Raw genomic sequence first — 17,233 nt, forward strand, 5'->3', positions numbered from 1 at the left:
CTTCCTACTGTCCGAAAAGGCAGGTGACGCGCGAGCCTTCCACTTCGATGGTGAGTTTCAGGATGTTCGTGCCGCTGGTCTCGTTGTGGTTGGAATCGAACCCTATCAGCCGTTTTTCGATAATCCTGTAGGTGCCGTAGGCTGTGGTGTTGCTGCCCACGTTGCCGACCTTCGCGGAAAAGGTGTCCAGCGGGTCGCCGGTGCCATCAGGGTTGCTGAAGATGAATCGGAAGTCGGCCGTCATGGTTTCCACCACATCGATAAGGCGGGCCTGCCGTTCTGCCCGCAGCAGGCTTTCGGCGCTGCCGCGCAACGAAGCGCCCGTCAGGGGCAGCATCATGACGCCCACGATGGCGGCAATGATGATGGTGACAATGATTTCGATAAGCGTGAAGCCCGTCATGCCGTTTGCCGCTCGGCGGGCGTGACGTGGCATGCCGCATGCGCGGCCGGTCGGTGCGGCGGGGCGCGTCATGGTATGAACCCCGTATTGCGGGTGATGGTAATGGTGTCCGACGCGTCGCGATAGCTGAGGGTCACGGACACGTTGGCGTTGAACCGTGCGGGAGGCGTTGCCGCGTTGCTGCACGGCGCGCCCCAGTGGTCGAAAAAGACCGTGCCCGTGGCCGAAAAGGCCGCGCCTTCCGGCAGGGTGATGACGCCGCCTGCCTCTCCGGGCAGGACCACGTGGTTGGCGATGTTGCCGTTGCGGAACACGGCGTAGGTGGAGGGCGAAATGACCTGCACCCCGAAGATTTCGTCACTGTTCATGGAGCGGGTGCGGGCGTAGCGGATGTTGCCGCGCACCGCCGATGAAATGGCCGCGAGTTCCGCAGGGGCTTGATTGAAAATGCGGTCCGCCGCCACGGCGGCCAGAATGCCGATGATCACCAGCACGGCCACCAGTTCGATCATGGTGAAGCCGCGCTGCCCGTTTCCATTGCGCGGGGCGCGCGGAACAGGGGAAGGAAGGGCGGCCGCACGGGGGGCGCACCGGCCATCGGCAACGTCCGGTCCCGTGAGGCCGCCCTGGGGGGGCATGGATGCGTGATGCGTGGTGTGCGTCGTCATGTGCGTGCCTGCCGGGCGCGCGGCCCGGCCGTTGCGGCGGGCGCGCGCCCGCCCGTAAGGCGTGGAAAATTTCCTGTCATCCGTGCCCGTGGCGGCGTGCCCCCGCAACCGCCCCGGACGTTCCGTATGTTCCGCGTGCCTAGGGGCTGTTTCTAACTTAGGATTTTCGTTCGTTGGCAAGGAAAACGAGCCTGCCATGAGGGAGTATACTCTTATCGTATTCGACCGATATGGCAGGCGAAGTTTGACGATGCCAAAGGGCGAAAAGACAAGTTAGAGACAGTCCCTAGCGTCCGGTGAACTCGCGCAGCACATCCTCCAGCCTGCCCTCGTCGGTCAGGGTGTAGACCGTCTCGCCGTGTTCGTCCGCCCTGACCGTGCCGGACGGTCCGAGGTCGTGCGGGGGAGCGTCCGGCCGGGGCGCATCCGGGTGGAGCGCGGCACGGGCCAGATGCCGGGCCGATTCCGGGGTGTAATGGGTGGTGCCGAGGCCGTGGTCCACCAGCGGCGATTCGTGATCCGGCAGGTGTTCCTCTTCCGGCGCGGGGCGGAACACGTTGGACGGGGCCGAGAAGCGCTGCGGCCGGTTCAGGTAGTCGTCGTAATAGGCGTCCATGGTGTACATGCCCTCGCCGCGCCCCATTTCCATGATGCTGTGCAACTGGGCGAACTTGCCCTCGCGCACCAGCATGCGCACCGGGTGGGTGCCGATGAGCATGGACAGCACCGGCACGCGGAAGCGGGCCACGGGATGCATGCGCAACTGCTGCACCACGATGGCGTGCAGGGTGGACGACAGTTGGTGTCGTACAAGTTCCTGCGCTTCCAGCGGAAAGGCGTTGCACAGCCGGTACAGGGCTTCCTCCGGCGTGGCGGAGTGCAGCGAGGCGATGACCAGATGGCCCGATTCGGCGGCGCTGAGGGCAAGGCGGATGGTTTCCGCCTCGCGCAGTTCGCCCACCAGGATCACGTCCGGGTCTTCGCGCAGCACGTCCAGCAGGCCGCGCTCGAAGCTGGGAAAATGCGCCCCCAGTTCCCGCTGCTCCACGAAGCCCTTCTTGGAGGCAAAGCGGTACTCGATGGGGTCTTCCAGGGTGATGATGTGTGCCGGGCGGTTGCGGTTTATCTCGTCCAGCATGGCGGCCATGGTGGTTGTCTTGCCGCTGCCCGTGGCCCCGCAGACAAGGATGAGCCCGGCCCGCAGGCGGGTGAACTCCTCCAGCGAGGGGTGCAGGTTGAGATGGGCCAGGGTGGGAATGCGCCCGGCCAGCAGCCGCACGGCCATGCTGAGGCCCCGCGTGGTGTTGAAGATGTTCACCCGCACCCGGATGCCCGCCACGGAATGGGCGAAGTCCACCGACCAGCGGCGGCGCAGGATGTCCGCCCGGTGCGGGTTCAGCAGATCGCGGGCAAGGTCGTCCACTTCCGGGGGCGAAAGCACGGTGTCGCGCAGCATGCCGATGTCGCCGTCCTTGCGGTACGCCACCGGATGGCCGCCGGTGATGTGCACGTCGGACCAGCCGTGGGCCACGGCCTGGGAGATGATGCGGCTGAAGGTCTCGTTCATGGCGGACACCTGTGCGTTGGGGGAAAGGGCGGCGGCGCGGGTGCGCCGCCGCCGGGCAGTTCCAAGGCGGAGTCAAAGACTACGGGGTAGTAGTGGGCGTGGCGCACTCGGGGGTCACGACTTCCCAATCCTTCGCAGAATCCGGGTGGTCGACTTCTTTGCCATCGAACTCAAGCGTAACCTTGGAGATGTTACCTGTCGGGGTTCCAACTGTAGCAGACCAGCCATTCCCAAGATCGCCGCCCGCATTGGCAACTGCAGTAGTAACAGCTGCGGAGCATTGTGCACCCGTCAAGAGTTCTTGGGCAAAACGCGCATTGAGGCGAGACTGTACTTCAGCCACGGCGGCCGCTGCGGCGTTCTTCCGCGCGGAATCCTGCAGGTCGAAATACTTGGGCACGGCCACGGCGGCGAGAATGCCGAGGATGACCAGCACGGCCACGATTTCGATGAGGGTGAAGCCCTGTTCCTTCTTCCTGTCCTTTCTGTTCCGGGTCATGGGATGTTCCTCCTGATGCGTGGTGTTACGATGTCCTGAATTCCTGTTCTGGCTAGGGTTCCGGACCTTCCGTCCCCCCTCCCTATGTGGCGCCGGTGCGGGCGTGCGCCGCCCCCCCATCGGGTGTGCGCGTCGCGTCCCGGCATGCATGGGCATGTCGTATCCTAGTGTTTTCCTACCATCTTGGTCAGGTCCCACATGGGCATGAAGATGGCGAGGGCGAAAAAGCCCACCACCGCCGCCAGCACCACGATGAGGATGGGGCCGATGGCCTCGGCCATTCCGGCCACGGCGTATTCCACTTCCTCGTCGTAGTGGCGGGCCACGTCCCTGAGCATGGCGTCGAGGCTGCCCGATTCCTCGCCGATGGCCACCATGTTGATGACCAGCGGGGTGAAGAACCTGGCGGATTTCAGCGGGTCGGCGATGCCCCGGCCTTCCTTCAGCTTGTCTTGTATCCTGCGGAATTCGCGGGCGATGGCCGCGTTGCCGATGGTGTTGGTCAAAACGTCCAGGGCATCCAGCACGGTGACGCCGCTGGACTGCATGATGGAGAAGATGGCCGCGAAGCGGGCCATGACCGACTTCTGGAGCACCGGGCCGATGATGGGCACGCGCAGCAGCAGGCTGTCGCGCCAGTAGCGGCCCGGTTCCGTGCGCAGCCACCACTTGTAGGCCACCGTCAGCGCCGCCAGCCCGGCCAGCAGCAGCGGCCAGTAGTTGTTGATGCCATGGTGCATGGCGATGGCGATCTTGGTGGGCAGGGGCAGATCCAGCTTGGCTGCGGAGAAGATCATGACGAACTTGGGAATGACCATGTTCAGCAGCACGAAGAACGCGATGACCAGAGCGCCGACGACCATCTTGGGGTAGCGCATGGCCGACGCGATGTCGGAGCGTATCTTGTGCTCGTGTTCCAGCAGGTAGACGAGGCGTTCCATGACGTCGCCCAGCGCGCCGCTGGCTTCCCCGGCGCGCATCATGGAGCAGTACAGTTCGCTGAACACGCGCGGGTGCGCCTTGAAGGCGTCGTACAGGGTGGAGCCGCCCACGATGGCCTGGGCCATGTCCGCAGCCACGCGCTTCAGTTTCTTGCTCTCGGTCTGGTTCTGCAACACCTGCAACAGTTGGGTGATGGGTATGCCCGCCTGGAACAGGGTGCGGAACTGCTTGGTGAACAGGATGAGTTCCTTGGGCTTCACCGGGTTCAGGATGTCGCCCAGTGCGCCGAGTTCCAGCCCCGCCCCCTGCGCCTTGACCTTCATGGGCACGTAGCCGCGCGACAGCAGCAGGGCGCGCGCCGTCTCGGGTGAGTCGGCGTCGATGGCGCCTTGCATGTTCACGCCGTGTTCGTTCAGCGCGGTGTAGACGTAGGTGGGCATGTCGTGCCTGTCGTGGGTTACCTGTTGTTGGGCTGTTTCTAAATTGTCCTTTCGCCCGTTGGCTTCGTCAAACTTCGCCTGCCATTTCGGTCAAATACGGCAAGAGTATACTCCCTCATGGCAGGCTTGTTTTCCTTGCCAACGAACGAAAATCCTAATTTAGAAACAGCCCGTAAAGCGTGTCAGATGTTGTCGTATCTCGCTTAAAGCATGACGGAAGTTGCGGCTTCTTCCACCGTGGTGGTGCCGCGCAAAATCTTCAGCGCCGCGTCCTGCTTCAGGGTGCGCATGAGGTCGGTGCTGATGGCCGCCTCGGCAATGACCTGCGTGGAGCTGCGCTTTATCACCAGTTCCTGGATCATCTGGGTCATGGGCAGGATTTCGAACACCCCGGTGCGGCCCCGGTACCCGGTGTGGGCGCAGTGGTGGCAGCCGCGCCCCTTGAGGTACGTGGCCCCCGGCGTGTCCGGCCCAAGGCCGAAGGCGGCCAGGGCGGCGGGCAGCGGGGCGTACGGTTCCGCGCAGTTGGTGCACACCCGGCGCACCAGCCGCTGCGCGAACGAAACCAGCAGCACCGAAGACACCAGAAACGGCTCTATGCCCATGTCGATGAGCCGCGTCACCGCGCCCGCCGCGTCGTTGGTGTGCAGGGTGGACAGCACCAGGTGCCCGGTAAGGGCGGCCTGCACGGCGATGGCGGCGGTTTCCGCGTCGCGTATTTCGCCCACCATCACCACGTCCGGGTCCTGCCGCAGGATGGAGCGCAGGCCGCTGGCGAAGGTCATGCCCGCCTTGCGGTTCAGCTGCACCTGCCGGATGCCCCGGATGCGGTATTCCACCGGGTCTTCCAGGGTGATGATGTTGATGTCCGGCCGGTTGATGCTTTTCAGGATGGCGTACAGGCTGGTGGACTTGCCGCTGCCGGTGGGGCCTGTGGACAGGATCATGCCGTAGGGCTTGTGGATGGCCCCTTCGATGGTCTGATGGTCGCCCGACTGCATGCCCAGCATGTCCAGCGTGTAGTCGCGCCCGCTCATGTCCAGCAGGCGCAGCACCATGTTTTCGCCGTAGATGGTGGGAATGCTGGACACGCGCACGTTGATCTCGCGGTTGTCCAGATGCATGGTGAAGCGGCCGTCCTGCGGCACGCGGGTGACGGCGATGTCCATGTTGCCCAGAATCTTGATGCGCGAGACCACGGCGGGGGCAACGCTGCGCGGCGGGGCCGGGGCCTCGCGCAGCTTGCCGTCTATGCGGAAGCGCACCTGCACGCTGTCCTTTTCCGGGCTGATGTGCACGTCGCTGGCGCCTTCGCGCACGGCCTGCGCCAGAATGGAGTTGACCAGCCGGATGACGGGGGCCAGGTCGGCCTGGTTGGTCAGTTCGTCCACGGCCACGTCGCGCTCGGCCGCGTCGCTCTGGCTGGCGGCGGCGGTGTGCAGTTCGCCCAGGCTTTCGATGACGCCGTCGAGGTTGGTGAACATGCCGTAGATGGCGCTGAACAGCTGGTTGTACTCCTGCTCCGTGCAGATGAGCGGTTCCACCTCGCTGTTGGTGGCGAATTCCAGCGTGTCCAGGGCGTCGATGTCCAGCGGGTCCACCATGGCCACCACCAGCACGTGGCCGTGCTGTTGCAGGGGCACCGCGTTGCACTTCTGGGCCACGTCCAGCGGCAGGCGCTCGGCCATGTTCAGGCTGAGCGGGTGCGACTGGGGGCTGTACCGTTCTATCTTCAACTGGCGGCTGATCAGTTCCACCACGTCGGATTCGCGGCACAGGTTGGTCTTGGTCAGGTACTGGCCGAGACGCAGCCCGCTTTTCTTGTGTTCGCGCAGGGCGGCCTTGAGCTGCTCGTCGGTGAGCAGCCCGGCCTGCACCAGCAGTTCGCCCAATCGTACACGCTGACGCACGGCGTTCCTACCTTGCTTCGGGGTGATGGTGTGGCGTCATGGTTCGCGGCCCGTGCGGTTACTGGCGGGGCAGCACTTGTTGATCGATGGCGGGCGCCTGCCCGGCCAGCCCCGGCTGCACCGTGATCTGCTGCGTGGCCCCCTGTTCCGCCATTTCGCGGTAGGGCAGCACCGTGGGCGTGATGAAGATCAGCACTTCCTCCAGCTTGCTGCCCTTGGAATCGCTGCCGAACAGCCAGCCCAGCCCTTCCACGTCGTGCAGGCCCGGTACCCCGCTACGGCCCGTGCTCTTGCGGTCCTTGGTCAGGCCGGAGATGACGATGGTCTCGCCGTCCTGCACGATAAGCGTGGTTTCCGTCTGCTTCTTGATGATGAAGGGGTTGCCTTCCACCGTGCGGGTAAGGTCCACCTCGTCCTTCTTCACCAGCACCTTCAGCTTCAGGTTCTTGTCGTCGATGACGTGGGGGGTGATTTCCAGGCGCAGCACCGCGTCCTCGAACTTCACCTCGCGGTCGCCCTGGGCGTTGGTGGAAACGTAGGGCACCTTCTCGCCGTTTTCGGTGTAGGCCATCTGGTTATCCAGGGTGGAGATGGACGGCGACGAAAGGATGTTGATCTTGCTGTTTTCCTGCAGGGCGGAAAGCTGCACTTCCAGCATGTTGCCGCCCAGCGTGCCGAACAGCAGCCCCAGCGAGCCCGCGCCCGACTTGCCCGTGGTGTCGATGGGGAAGTTGATGCCGCTGCCCTGCCCGCTGATGCCGGGCGAGCCGAAGAACGGCGTGTAGCCGCCCCCCTGCGGGTTGGCGCCCGCCGTGCCGCCGGTGCCGCCGGGGGTAACCCACAGGTTGTTGCTGCCCGCGATGTTGCCCACGCGGTTGATGCCGCCCCACTGGATGCCGAGGTCGCGCGCGGTTTCCTTGGTGGCTTCCACGATGTGGGCCTTGAGCTGGATTTGCGCGCGGGGCTTGTCGAGGTTGGCCACCAGGGTCATCAGCTTGCGCTGGTCGTCTTCCACGGCCTGGATGATCAGCGAGTTGGTGAAGGTGTCCACCACCACCGAACCCACGGGCTTGTTCTGGTCGTCCCTGGACAGGAAGCCTTCCAGGTTCTTCTTCAGTTCCGCCGCTTCCGCGTAGCGCACGTCGAGCACGGTGGTGACCAGCGGGCCCACCTTGCGGCCCTTCAGCTTCTGGGCCATGCGCTGGTTTTCCAGCGTGGCGCGTTCCAGTTCGGCCTTCTTGTCGGCCAGGGTCATGACCTTGATCAGTTCGCCCTGCCACGCGTAGTCCAGGCCGTTGCTGTCCAGCATGCCCTTGAACACGTCGGCCCACGGCACCCGGTTGACGTTGATGTTGACCGAGCCCTTCACGCCGGGGCTGAGGATGATGTTCTTTCCGGCGGCGGCGGCCAGGCTGCGCAGGCCCACGCCCACATCCACGTTGTGCAGCTTGAGCGTTACCGGCACGGTGGGCAGCGGGCGGGCCTGCTGGTCCTGCTCTTCCGCCACCTTGTCCTGCCGCAGCACGGCGCGGGGCTGGATTACCCGCGTCTCGCGCGAGGGCGAGAACCCCGTGGAATTGGTGGCCATGGTCTTCCACTTGTCGAAGAAGGGGTCGGCCTCTTCCTTGCGTTTGGCGCAACCCAGGGTGCCGAGGACGAAAGCCGCCGCAAGCAGGACGACGAGGGCCAGGGGAACGTGTCTTCTCATGGAGCGCATCAAAATTCTCCCGTACTGCTCGCAGGTTACAGGTCGTCGCCCGAGTAGGGGATTTCCCTGTCGGTCACATCGCCCGGCGATGCCAGGACGACCTTGCCCGGCGTTATCGTCTTCACCACGTATCCGGTATCCGCAACGGTCTCGCCGACGCGGTATTCAAGGCCGTCCAGGATGCCCAGCACGCTGTTGCCGATGGCAACGTAGCCCGTGTAGGCGATGTCGTGCGCGGCGCTCTTGCCGCCCTTGCCATCGGGACCCGCGCCGCCCGCGCCGTCGCCCTTGCCCTGCACGGGGTGGAAGGGGTTGGGCGCGGCCTGGCGCACCGCCGCGTCCAGCACGTAGAGCTGGCTGGGGGTGATCACCGCTTCGGCCAGGGTCTTGCGGGCCTGTTCGACTATGGGGCCGGGGGCCTCGGCGCCGGGGGGCAGCCCCCCCGCGAGGCCAGTCCCGCCAGCCGCGCCAGTCGCGCCAGCCAGGCTGGAGGAAACGGAGCCGGGGGCGCCCACGGCCGTGACCGGCCGCGAAGAGCCCGTCGGCAGCAGAAGGATGACCACCGCCGCGATGGCCGCGACGCCCGCCATGCCGATCATAATCTTTTCCCTGCGGGTCATGCCTTCACCCACCGATGCGCGTTGCGTTGCCGTTCACCTTCACCCAGATGGACACCTTGTAGCCCGGCCACTGGGTGCCCGCGGTCACTTCCATGGATTCCACGCGGTCCAGCCACGGCTGCGCCGTGACCTGCATCAGAAAGGCGCGGAACGATTCCAGCGGGCCGTCCATGACGCCGTCCAGCCGCACCATGTCGCTGTTGCCCAGCACCGATTCCGCCAGCGGCACGAAGCGCACGCCCTTGAGCGAGGCGCGGTTGCCCATGTCCTGCAAGGCGCCGATGGCTTCCGCCAGGGCGGGCGGGTTGGGCGCGGCCAGCGCGGTGCGCCGGGCCAGCGATGCGTCGAAGCGGGCGGCGTCGGCCTTCATTTCGGCGATGACCGGGGCGAAGGTCTGCTGCATCTGCAACATGGCGCGGATCTGCGCCGTTTCTTCGCGCACGCGGGCCGTCTCGCGCATGGCGGGCGCGATGAGCAGCAGCGCCATGCCCACGATGACCGCAAGGGACAGCCCGGGTACGAGAAAGGGCGATGTGCTTTTGGATGCTTGCATGGCTGTGCCCGTCACACCAGTTTGAGGGTGGCTATGAACTGGAGCGATTCGGTGGCGGAGCCCGTTTCCGGGGTCTTTTTCTCCACCGTCACCGAAAGCACCATGGGCGAGCGTTCCAGCCGGTACAGGAAGTCGGCCAGCATGGCCTCCCGCTGGAGCATGTCGCCGGAGACCACCCCGGTGACCACGGCCATGGCCGTGGCGTTGGCGGCGGCGTCGGACTTGGCCTGCTGCTGCGCCTGCCTGCCCTTGGCGTCCTTCGCGCCGGAAACCTGGGCATGGTCCAGCTGCGTCAGGCGCAGGCCGGAAAGGCGCACCCCCGACGGGGTGACGGCCGCCAGTTCGGACAGCAGGGCCACGGACACCTGGCGGCGGCTCATGGACTGCACGGCCAGGCGCAGGGCCTTGCCCTTGGCCGAGGCGGCCAGCAGCCCGGCCTTGTCGGTGGTTTCTCCGTAGGCGGTCAGTTGCTGGCGCAGCGCGTCGCGGTCGTTGCGGGCCGAAAGCAGGGCCGCGCCCTGGATGCTGGCGAACACCGCCGTGCACAGCACCACCAGCATGCTGCCCACGGCCACGGCCAGGCGGATGCGTTCGCGCTGGCGGGCCTGCCTGCGCTCGCGGAAGGTGTTGACGCAGTTCTGGGTGCGGTCGTCGCTGGACAGCGAAAGGCCGACGGCCCACTGGGCTTCGGCGCAGTCCGGCGGCAGCTTGGCGATGTCCAGTTCCGCCCCCGGCGTGGCCGGGCCGCGCTGGCTGTTCAGGGCCGCGCACGGAATGCCCACCTGACGTCCGAATTCGTCCACCAGCGGTTGCAGGCAGCCGCCGGGGGTGGAAAGGAACATGCGCGACACGGCGGGGTAGCCGAGGGTGTTGGCGAAGTGGTCCATGGTGCGTTCCAGCTGGCGCACCAGGCGTTCCACGGCCGGGGCGATGCTGGCGCCGATGTCGGCCACCGGCCGGGACACCGGTCCGGCCGGTGGGGCGGGCGGGGCGGATGGGGCGGCCGGGGCGGAGGGCACGGGCATGGGCTGGCCGGTGGCGCCCTGCGTCGGGGCGGACTGTCCGCAGGTGCTGTCGCGCAGCAGCAGGGCGCGGGCCTCGGCGTCGTCGAGGGGGCGGGCGGTACCGGCGGTGGATTCCACCAGGGCGCGGGCCAGGCTGGCGAAGCCGGTCTTGACCATGCGGCTCAGCACCACCTGGGACGAGGAGTAGATGTCGATGCGGGTCGATTCCTCGTCGATGTGCAGCACCGCGAACTGTTCCGTGGCCGGGTCCAGCCAGCCGGTGGTGAACAGGTTGTGCGAGGCGATGACCCGCGTGGCCGCGCCCGCCAGGGCGAAGCCCGCCCGCTGCACGATGTTGCGCACCTCGCCAAGGGCCGCGCGCACCGCCAGCGTGGCGGTGACGGGCAGCTTGGGCACGCCCTTTTCGATGATCTCGCTGCCGATGGTGCAGTCGAACACCGATTGCCGCTCGTCGAACTCGCGTTCCTTGCGGGCGGTCCAGAAGGCCACGTCGTCGCGTTCCTTGGCCGAAACCTTGGGAATGCGGAAGTGCCAGTGTTCGGCGTGTTCGTCGGGCAGGGCGGCCCACACCTCAAGGTCGGGGGCGGGGCCGCAGAAGTCCAGGATCTGCTGGCGCAGGAAGGAGGAGAAGGCGTCGTCGCCGGGGCGGATACCGACGGGAATGCGGACGGCCTGCACCCCCTGCAACACCGGCAGGCCCGCGCGTCCGTGGCGGCTTTCCGCCAGGTACAGGCACCGGCCGCGCCATTCCACGCCGAGCACGCGGCGTTCCTTCAGCGGGCGCAGCAGCGGGATGTTCCACTTGCCGGAGCCCGGCTCCGGCCGGGGAGCGGGGCGCGCGGAATCGCCCTTGCGGATGAGTTCGAGCAATCGCCCGGTGGAGGACGCATTGGCGTGCAGACCCATGAAACCACCATCCCGATTACGGTTTCCCGGGTGGCGCGGGCCACCCGTGGTTGTCGTGCCGTATCGCAAGGCCAGAAGCGGCGCACGCATGCTCTTGCCGCCGTGGCGGCGCAAGCCTGCCGTGTGGGCCAAGCCCGGCCGTTCGTCATGACCCGCCGGAGCCGAATGGCGCCGACAGGTTATGACGGTGAGGTGTCCGTCCGGTTCTGCTTGTGTGGATGATGCGGAATGCGCCGGTCCGAAAGGCCCCCCTGCGGCCCGGCGTATCCCCCCCTCTTTTATGACGGCTCTGACCTTGCAACAAAGAATTGCTGGCGTGCAACCGCATTATAACTTTTCTAGAGAAAAGACCACTCACCGTTACGCCGCGCAAGCGGAAGGGCCGGGCCGTACTGGCGCGGCGCGCGGTTCTCCGGGCGGTGCACGCGGGAGAAGCGTAACGGTGTCGCCACCATACCCTGTGGAAGGAAAAAAACAATCACCCGAAGCCGCGACGGCGGGTGATATTTCGGGTGATTTTTGGGGGAGGCAACGCGCAATGTCTTCGTGCAGTGGCGTCGGCCTTTTTCGGCACAAGAGGACCCGCCGCGCGCGTTCCGGTCCGCCGGATGCCGTGGCGGGAGGCGGGAGACGGCGGGCAGGCCCCCCCGTGCCCCTTGCGCCGGATCGGGGCGATTCCGGCGGGGTGGGGCACGGGGCGGGGGGCGTTGCGATCAGCGGCGGCAGGCCGCGCGGACAAGGTCGCTGTAGATATTGAGGGAGTCGGTGCCGCCTGAATTGCTGAGCACACCGTATATGTAGCCCGAGGAATGGGCCTCGCCGGTGGCGTAATAATAGCCGTGATCCCAACCCGCAGCCAGGGCCGCGCCCTTGCCCGTGGGGTCCGGGTTGGAGCCCCAGCCCGATGTCGCGGGCATGACGGCATGCAATTCCGCGGCAGTGGGCAGCTTGCCGCCGCCGACGTAGCCGCCAGCGGTCCATGTGCCGGGGTCTCCGGGATACGCAGCGCCGTTGCAATGCGAGTAGGCAAGAGTCCAGGCGCCGTACACGGCATGGCCGGGGGCGGGGGCTCGGAACACCGCCAGCGGCCCGTCGGGGTAACTGACCGCCTGGCTGACCGTGCGGTCTTCTCCGTCCAGATGCACTGTCGCGCGGATGGTGACGTTGCGTTCGCCGACGATGTCCGTCAACTGGATGGTGGCCTTGCCGCCGGACGTGTTCGATGTGGCGGTGGCCACAAGGTCTGCAATGACCATGTCCTCCAGGGCCGTGGGGGCGCTGGTTCCCCAGGTGAGGCCGGTGCTCCGGGTGCCCCAGCCGCTGGCCATGGCCTGGGAGTTGTTCTGCGCGCCCGTCACGCTCCAGGTAACGGTGGTGCCGTCGGCGACGTCCGATCCGTCCGCGTTCTTCACGGCAACGGTTACCGAGGCCGTGGAGATGCGCTGGGCGGTAAAGGGGCCGCCATTGGTAAAGGAGTCTATGGCGATATATTCGGCGGGAGAGCCGCCGGAGACCGCCACCGCAAAGGTCTGCGAGACATTGCCGCTGGCGATGGTGAGGAAGGTGGACGCCGGGGCCGAGGGGTCGAGCCGGACGCGGAATTGCCCCTGCGCGTCCGTGATGTAGGTCTTGGAAAGGAGCGCTACCGCATGGGCGGTCCTTACCGAAACCAGTTCGCCCAGAACATCCAGGGCGCGGGCCAGCAGGGTTCGGTCCGGCACGGGCTGGGCCTGCGCGAGATACGGTCCGGACGCCGTCACGAGCACGGTTTGCCCGGCCGCGTACTTGCCAAAGCCGTCGCGCACGCGGAACAGAAAGCCGTTGGAGCCGTCCGGCCCGAGGTACTCGATCCGGTGTGATTGTTTTGCCTTGTACTCCAGTATGATGCGATTTTCCCTGTCGACGAATTCATGCCGCGAGCCGGATACCGTGCGCAGTTCCGCCACCTTGTTGTGGGATATCTGGTCCTCCCACGGCATCTGGAAGTGGTAGGTGAAACGCAGGCCGAACTCGGTATCGCTGCGCCCCCGTTCGGTGGACCGCTGGGTGATGAAGCCGGAAACCAGCGGAACGGGCGTGTATTCGATGCCATAGCTCCATACGCGGGGGTCTTTTTCCAGATCGCTCGTGCTGAACATGCCCACATGGTCGCCATGCCATTGCGAATAACCGCCGGTAAGCGCCACGTTGCGGTAGAAGGGCAGGTAACCCCTGGCCCGCAGGTCCCAGCCTTCGGCGGGGCGCTCCTGTATGAAATCGCCGTCGAAGTCCTTGGAATCGCGCCATGATGAAAGCGGGTAGTAGTAGTTGGAGGCAAGGTGCAGCCAGTCGTACTGAACTTCCGCGCCGATGCCGCCACGCTGGTGGGCGCGGGTGAAGTCGTAGTCGAAAAAGGCGTTGTAGCCGAGCATCCAGTTGCCGGAATCCTGCATGTCCGTGGCCTGGGGAAACCACCGCTGCCCAAGGCCGAGATTGCCGATCCAGCGGTCGGCGCCCCGGCCTGCACTTGTTCCGGATGCGAGGCCGGACATGGACCGGGCCCCGGCTTGAGTGAAGACCGTGGTAAGCGGGCTGTCGTGGAGGGGAAAGAGAAGGTCGCCCTCGCCGTTGGGGCGTCCGTCGGCATCCACGGTGAAATTGAGGCGCGCGCGCCCGCCGTCCGTCAGTTGGGAAAGGCCCGCTTCGGCGAACGAGTTGGCGAAGCCGAGGCCATGGCCCAGGGCGCGTTGCAGGGCCATGCCATGCGGGTCGAGCCCGTCCATGTCCATGCTCCACCCTCGGTGGACGCCCCCATCGGACAACGGGTCCGAGGGGCGGATGAACCGGTTGGCGGACGGGTCGTAGCCGGGAACGGCCGCATTGCCGATGCCCAGTCCGTTTCCCGTGCCGTGCAGTGCGTAGGACACCGCGCGCCGGCCGTCGACGCCGGTCGCTGTTCCATCCCGCGCCGCCTTGCGCACCGTGCCGTCCTGATGAAAGCCCAACCCCTCGTCCTGCGGTTGGTTCATCCGGGCGGGGTCATCCATGGAAACCGGTAGCCCCATGAAGGCGGCGGCCTGTTCGGCCAGAATGCGTGCGAAGGATTTCGGAGGGGACGCTCCACCGTGTAGCGGAGGCGTGGCGGTGGGTTGATGCGGCGTCTGGTCCGGTTTCGCCATATCGGCAGGAGGCGGCCCGGAGCCGTCCGTTCGGAACAGAGTGGAGGGCTCCGCTGCCGCTGCCGCCCGCATGGCGGCGTCCTTGATACCAGCTTCTTCCACCGCCTTGGCGCGCTCCGGGCCGTTCAGCCGGGCCAGCACATGGGCTGCCCCGGCGTCGCTGTCCTGTGGAGCAGCCTGGCCGGGCAATGGCAGGGGAAGGCACAGGGAAAGGATCAGGGCGTAGGCCAGCACGCGCGACAATGGGCGGGCGATGCCGCCGGTTTTGCCGTGTGGTCGTCCCATGCCTGATGTCCACGTGTGGATCCGGCAGGAGAGAAGCGCCTGCAACGCACCGGAACGGAGGGGTTGGTGGTGTGCGTCGGGGGTGTGTTCAGTGTCGGAGCGTACATGTTTTTGACTCTTCATCTCCCCTCCTGTTGCGGCAACGCATGGTAGATTTAATTATACTGTATTGATTGTTGAGTCGAATGCGGTATATTATTGTAGGGTTTAATTTTGACTGTTACTATCCATGACTTATAATTGTGTGTTGCGTGGATGATCTTTGAAAATACTGCATGGATATTCTATTTATTTATGCGATGTATTTGGACGGGGAAAACGGTTTCCGATTGATTGCATTGGCAATGATGCTGTGCGTATCAGAGGCGTTATGGAGTGCTCATGATAGATTAGTGATGAAAAAAAACAATCACCCGCCGGAGTTGCGGCGGGTGATCTTTCGGGTGATCTTTAGGGTGGTGAATGCGCAAGGCCATGGGCTGGCCGTTATGCGCAAGGCATTGCGCGAAAGGGGATGGTCGCCGGATGGCCGACTTCACCCGCCGGAGTCGTGCGGATGGTTCAACTGTCGGGGCCGGCCGGGTCGAACCGCGTGACGGCGTTGCGCAATTCCTGCTGGTTGCCCACGCCGAGTTGCCGGTAGATGTTGCGCACGTGGGTCTTCAGGGTGTTGTACGAGATGTTCAGCCGGTCGCAGATCTCGGGGCCGCTGTGGTGGTCCGCCAGCAGCAGGGTGACGGCCACCTGCTGCCGGGTCAGCCCCATGCGGCGCAGGGAATCGGCCAGGCATTCCGCGGGTGGGGCCGACGGATAGGTGCGCGGGGCCGCTTCGCTGAGCATGGCGGGCCGGGATGACGGTCCGTGGGGGGGATTCGGGGGGAGCGGCGGCGTGGCGGGCGCGGGAGCAGGAACGGGGGCGTCGGCCGGGCGGCCCGCGCCGTGCAGGCCGAGCTGACGGGGCACCGGCAGTTCCGCGCCGTCCGCGCCCACCGGCACCGGCGCGTGGCGTCCCCCTGCGGCGGCGGGCGCGGACGGCGCGGAGGCGGGCGGCGTTGTGCCCGCCGCCCCGCCGGAAAGGTCGGAAAGGATGGTCCGCAGGGCGGCATCGTCGTCGCACTCGGCGTCGTTGTCGGAGCAGACGGCCCCGGCTTCCGCTCCGGCATGGTCCGGCACATGGCCGGGCAGCCGCCAGCCCATGTAGGTGGCCGGGTCGGGCCGCACCACCAGCATGATGGAGATGATGGCGCACACCGCCGCCAGCGAAAGCACCTGGATGTGGGCGATGTCCTGCGGCAGCAGCATGCCGAGCCCGAGGAACAGCAGGCTGCCCGCCCACTGCGAGCCGAACAGCAGCGCCCAGTACAGGGCCACGATGCGCGCGCGGTTGCGTCCGGCGTGCAGGCCCGCGCTGTGCAGCAGCGAGGCGTACATGAACACGTCCAGCAGCGCGCTGCCCGCAAGCTGGATGAACATGGGTACGCGCGGCATGCGCTGGCCGAGCAGCATCAGCGTGGCGAAGCCCAGCCCCAGCAGCGGCAGGGCCAGCCGGAACAGGTGGCGCGGCGCCACCGAGGGCTGGACGCGCAACAGGATGGCCGCGCACAAGGCCACCCCGCAGAACACCGCGCTGGAGGCCATGACCGTGGCGTCGCTTTCCGGGGGCAGTTGGTCCAACAACTGATAGAACAGGCCGCATGCCGCGCTGGCCAGGAACAGGGCCGCCAGCAGCGAGGCGGGCAGTGGCCGCAGGGGGGCGGGGGCTCTGCCGCCGGTGGCCTCGGGCAGGGTAAGGTTGCCCAGCAGCAGCCGGGAGAGCATGGGCAGGCCCACTCCCAGGGCCAGCCAGGCGGTCTCGCCGCCCAGGCCGGAAAGGGACAGGGCCAGCACCGATTCCGCCACGACGGCGGCCATGGCGAAGCAGAGCGCGGCGTCCAGGCCGGACAGGGCGGCCAGGCGCAGGCCCCAGCCGTGGAGGAGCAGGGCGGCGCCCGCCACGGCCAGCGTGCCGAACAGCAGGCCGATGCCCGTGCCGTGCAGGCCGAGGCCCGGCATCAGGCCCACAAGAGGCAACAACAGCGCGGCCAGGGCCGCGTCATGCACCCGCGACAGGCGCGTGGCGCGCGGCAGCAGGGCAATGCCGCGGGCGCAGGCCAGCATGGCGGCGATGGCCATGGGCATCATCCATTCGCCGGCGTTCTCCGGCAGGGCCAGTATCTGTGGCAGGTGGGCGCGCAGCAAGCCCGCCCGCATGAGGTACCACATGCAGGCGATGGAGACCCCCAGCCCCACGCCGCCGCGCAGCAGCATGGCGGCGGAGCGCAACGGCTGGCGATCCACGGAAAACGGCATGGCACTCCCCTCGGCACTGTTCCATTGAATGGAATCCCTCTTCTGCATGCATGATTTTGCGGTTTGCGGCAACGCGTTTAGAGATGTTCAAACGCTGTCGGCGCAAGGGGGAAAAGGTGCGGGAGACAGGGACGGATGCGCCCCGGATGGAATGGACCGGTGGAGCGGCCGGGCGGGTGCCTTGGCCTGAAAACGCAGAA

12 protein-coding genes are annotated in these 17,233 nt (G+C 66.5%); all 12 read right to left on the reverse strand.

All coding sequences use genetic code 11. The features are described 5' to 3' along the window. Nucleotides 1-4 precede the first annotated feature (4 nt). Nucleotides 5-403, reverse strand: a complete 399-nt coding sequence (locus ACR4XJ_RS14960) for a prepilin-type N-terminal cleavage/methylation domain-containing protein (RefSeq protein WP_434755963.1) — start codon at nt 401-403, stop codon at nt 5-7. A 68-nt stretch (nt 404-471) separates the two neighbouring features. Next, a complete protein-coding gene (locus tag ACR4XJ_RS14965; RefSeq protein ID WP_434756060.1) occupies nt 472-1,041 on the reverse strand; it encodes a pilus assembly FimT family protein in 570 nt (189 codons plus the stop codon). A gap of 316 nt (nt 1,042-1,357) precedes the next feature. Then, on the reverse strand, nt 1,358-2,638 hold the full coding sequence (locus tag ACR4XJ_RS14970; RefSeq protein WP_434755964.1) for a type IV pilus twitching motility protein PilT: 1,281 nt from the start codon (nt 2,636-2,638) through the stop codon (nt 1,358-1,360). A gap of 79 nt (nt 2,639-2,717) precedes the next feature. Beyond that, nucleotides 2,718-3,137 carry a type II secretion system protein gene (locus ACR4XJ_RS14975; protein WP_434755965.1) on the reverse strand — a complete coding sequence of 140 codons (420 nt, stop codon included), beginning with the start codon at nt 3,135-3,137 and terminating at the stop codon, nt 2,718-2,720. Between the two features lie 164 nt (nt 3,138-3,301). Continuing rightward, a complete protein-coding gene (locus ACR4XJ_RS14980) occupies nt 3,302-4,519 on the reverse strand; it encodes a type II secretion system F family protein (protein WP_434755966.1) in 1,218 nt (405 codons plus the stop codon). A gap of 203 nt (nt 4,520-4,722) precedes the next feature. Then, a complete protein-coding gene (locus tag ACR4XJ_RS14985) occupies nt 4,723-6,429 on the reverse strand; it encodes a GspE/PulE family protein (RefSeq protein ID WP_434755967.1) in 1,707 nt (568 codons plus the stop codon). Nucleotides 6,430-6,487: 58 nt separating this feature from the next. Beyond that, complete coding sequence (pilQ, locus tag ACR4XJ_RS14990; RefSeq protein ID WP_434755968.1) at nt 6,488-8,146, reverse strand: type IV pilus secretin PilQ; 1,659 nt, start codon at nt 8,144-8,146, stop codon at nt 6,488-6,490. 26 nt (nt 8,147-8,172) lie between these two features. Further along, on the reverse strand, nt 8,173-8,757 hold the full coding sequence (locus ACR4XJ_RS14995; protein ID WP_434755969.1) for a hypothetical protein: 585 nt from the start codon (nt 8,755-8,757) through the stop codon (nt 8,173-8,175). A 4-nt stretch (nt 8,758-8,761) separates the two neighbouring features. After that, nucleotides 8,762-9,310: a hypothetical protein gene (locus ACR4XJ_RS15000; protein WP_434755970.1), complete on the reverse strand. Its 549-nt coding sequence runs from the start codon at nt 9,308-9,310 to the stop codon at nt 8,762-8,764. Nucleotides 9,311-9,321: 11 nt separating this feature from the next. Further along, nucleotides 9,322-11,241, reverse strand: coding sequence for a hypothetical protein (locus ACR4XJ_RS15005; protein ID WP_434755971.1), 1,920 nt, complete (start codon nt 11,239-11,241; stop codon nt 9,322-9,324). Nucleotides 11,242-11,954: 713 nt separating this feature from the next. Next, nucleotides 11,955-14,807 carry an inverse autotransporter beta domain-containing protein gene (locus tag ACR4XJ_RS15010; RefSeq protein ID WP_434755972.1) on the reverse strand — a complete coding sequence of 951 codons (2,853 nt, stop codon included), beginning with the start codon at nt 14,805-14,807 and terminating at the stop codon, nt 11,955-11,957. 438 nt (nt 14,808-15,245) lie between these two features. Further along, a complete protein-coding gene (locus tag ACR4XJ_RS15015; protein WP_434755973.1) occupies nt 15,246-17,033 on the reverse strand; it encodes a helix-turn-helix transcriptional regulator in 1,788 nt (595 codons plus the stop codon). Nucleotides 17,034-17,233: the final 200 nt, after the last annotated feature.

It is taken from the genome of Nitratidesulfovibrio sp. D1, from assembly GCF_051133415.1.
Classification (GTDB): domain Bacteria; phylum Desulfobacterota; class Desulfovibrionia; order Desulfovibrionales; family Desulfovibrionaceae; genus Cupidesulfovibrio.

What these genes read in the sequence shown, in the direction of transcription:
- ACR4XJ_RS14960 (WP_434755963.1), bottom strand. Translation starts at nt 403, where the DNA reads ATGACGGGCTTCACGCTTATCGAAATCATTGTCACCATCATCATTGCC.
- ACR4XJ_RS14995 (WP_434755969.1), bottom strand. Translation starts at nt 8,757, where the DNA reads ATGACCCGCAGGGAAAAGATTATGATCGGCATGGCGGGCGTCGCGGCC.
- ACR4XJ_RS15005 (WP_434755971.1), bottom strand. Translation starts at nt 11,241, where the DNA reads ATGGGTCTGCACGCCAATGCGTCCTCCACCGGGCGATTGCTCGAACTC.
- pilQ (WP_434755968.1), bottom strand. Translation starts at nt 8,146, where the DNA reads ATGCGCTCCATGAGAAGACACGTTCCCCTGGCCCTCGTCGTCCTGCTT.
- ACR4XJ_RS15000 (WP_434755970.1), bottom strand. Translation starts at nt 9,310, where the DNA reads ATGCAAGCATCCAAAAGCACATCGCCCTTTCTCGTACCCGGGCTGTCC.
- ACR4XJ_RS14970 (WP_434755964.1), bottom strand. Translation starts at nt 2,638, where the DNA reads ATGAACGAGACCTTCAGCCGCATCATCTCCCAGGCCGTGGCCCACGGC.
- ACR4XJ_RS14975 (WP_434755965.1), bottom strand. Translation starts at nt 3,137, where the DNA reads ATGACCCGGAACAGAAAGGACAGGAAGAAGGAACAGGGCTTCACCCTC.
- ACR4XJ_RS14980 (WP_434755966.1), bottom strand. Translation starts at nt 4,519, where the DNA reads ATGCCCACCTACGTCTACACCGCGCTGAACGAACACGGCGTGAACATG.
- ACR4XJ_RS15010 (WP_434755972.1), bottom strand. Translation starts at nt 14,807, where the DNA reads ATGAAGAGTCAAAAACATGTACGCTCCGACACTGAACACACCCCCGAC.
- ACR4XJ_RS14965 (WP_434756060.1), bottom strand. Translation starts at nt 1,041, where the DNA reads ATGCCCCCCCAGGGCGGCCTCACGGGACCGGACGTTGCCGATGGCCGG.
- ACR4XJ_RS15015 (WP_434755973.1), bottom strand. Translation starts at nt 17,033, where the DNA reads ATGCCGTTTTCCGTGGATCGCCAGCCGTTGCGCTCCGCCGCCATGCTG.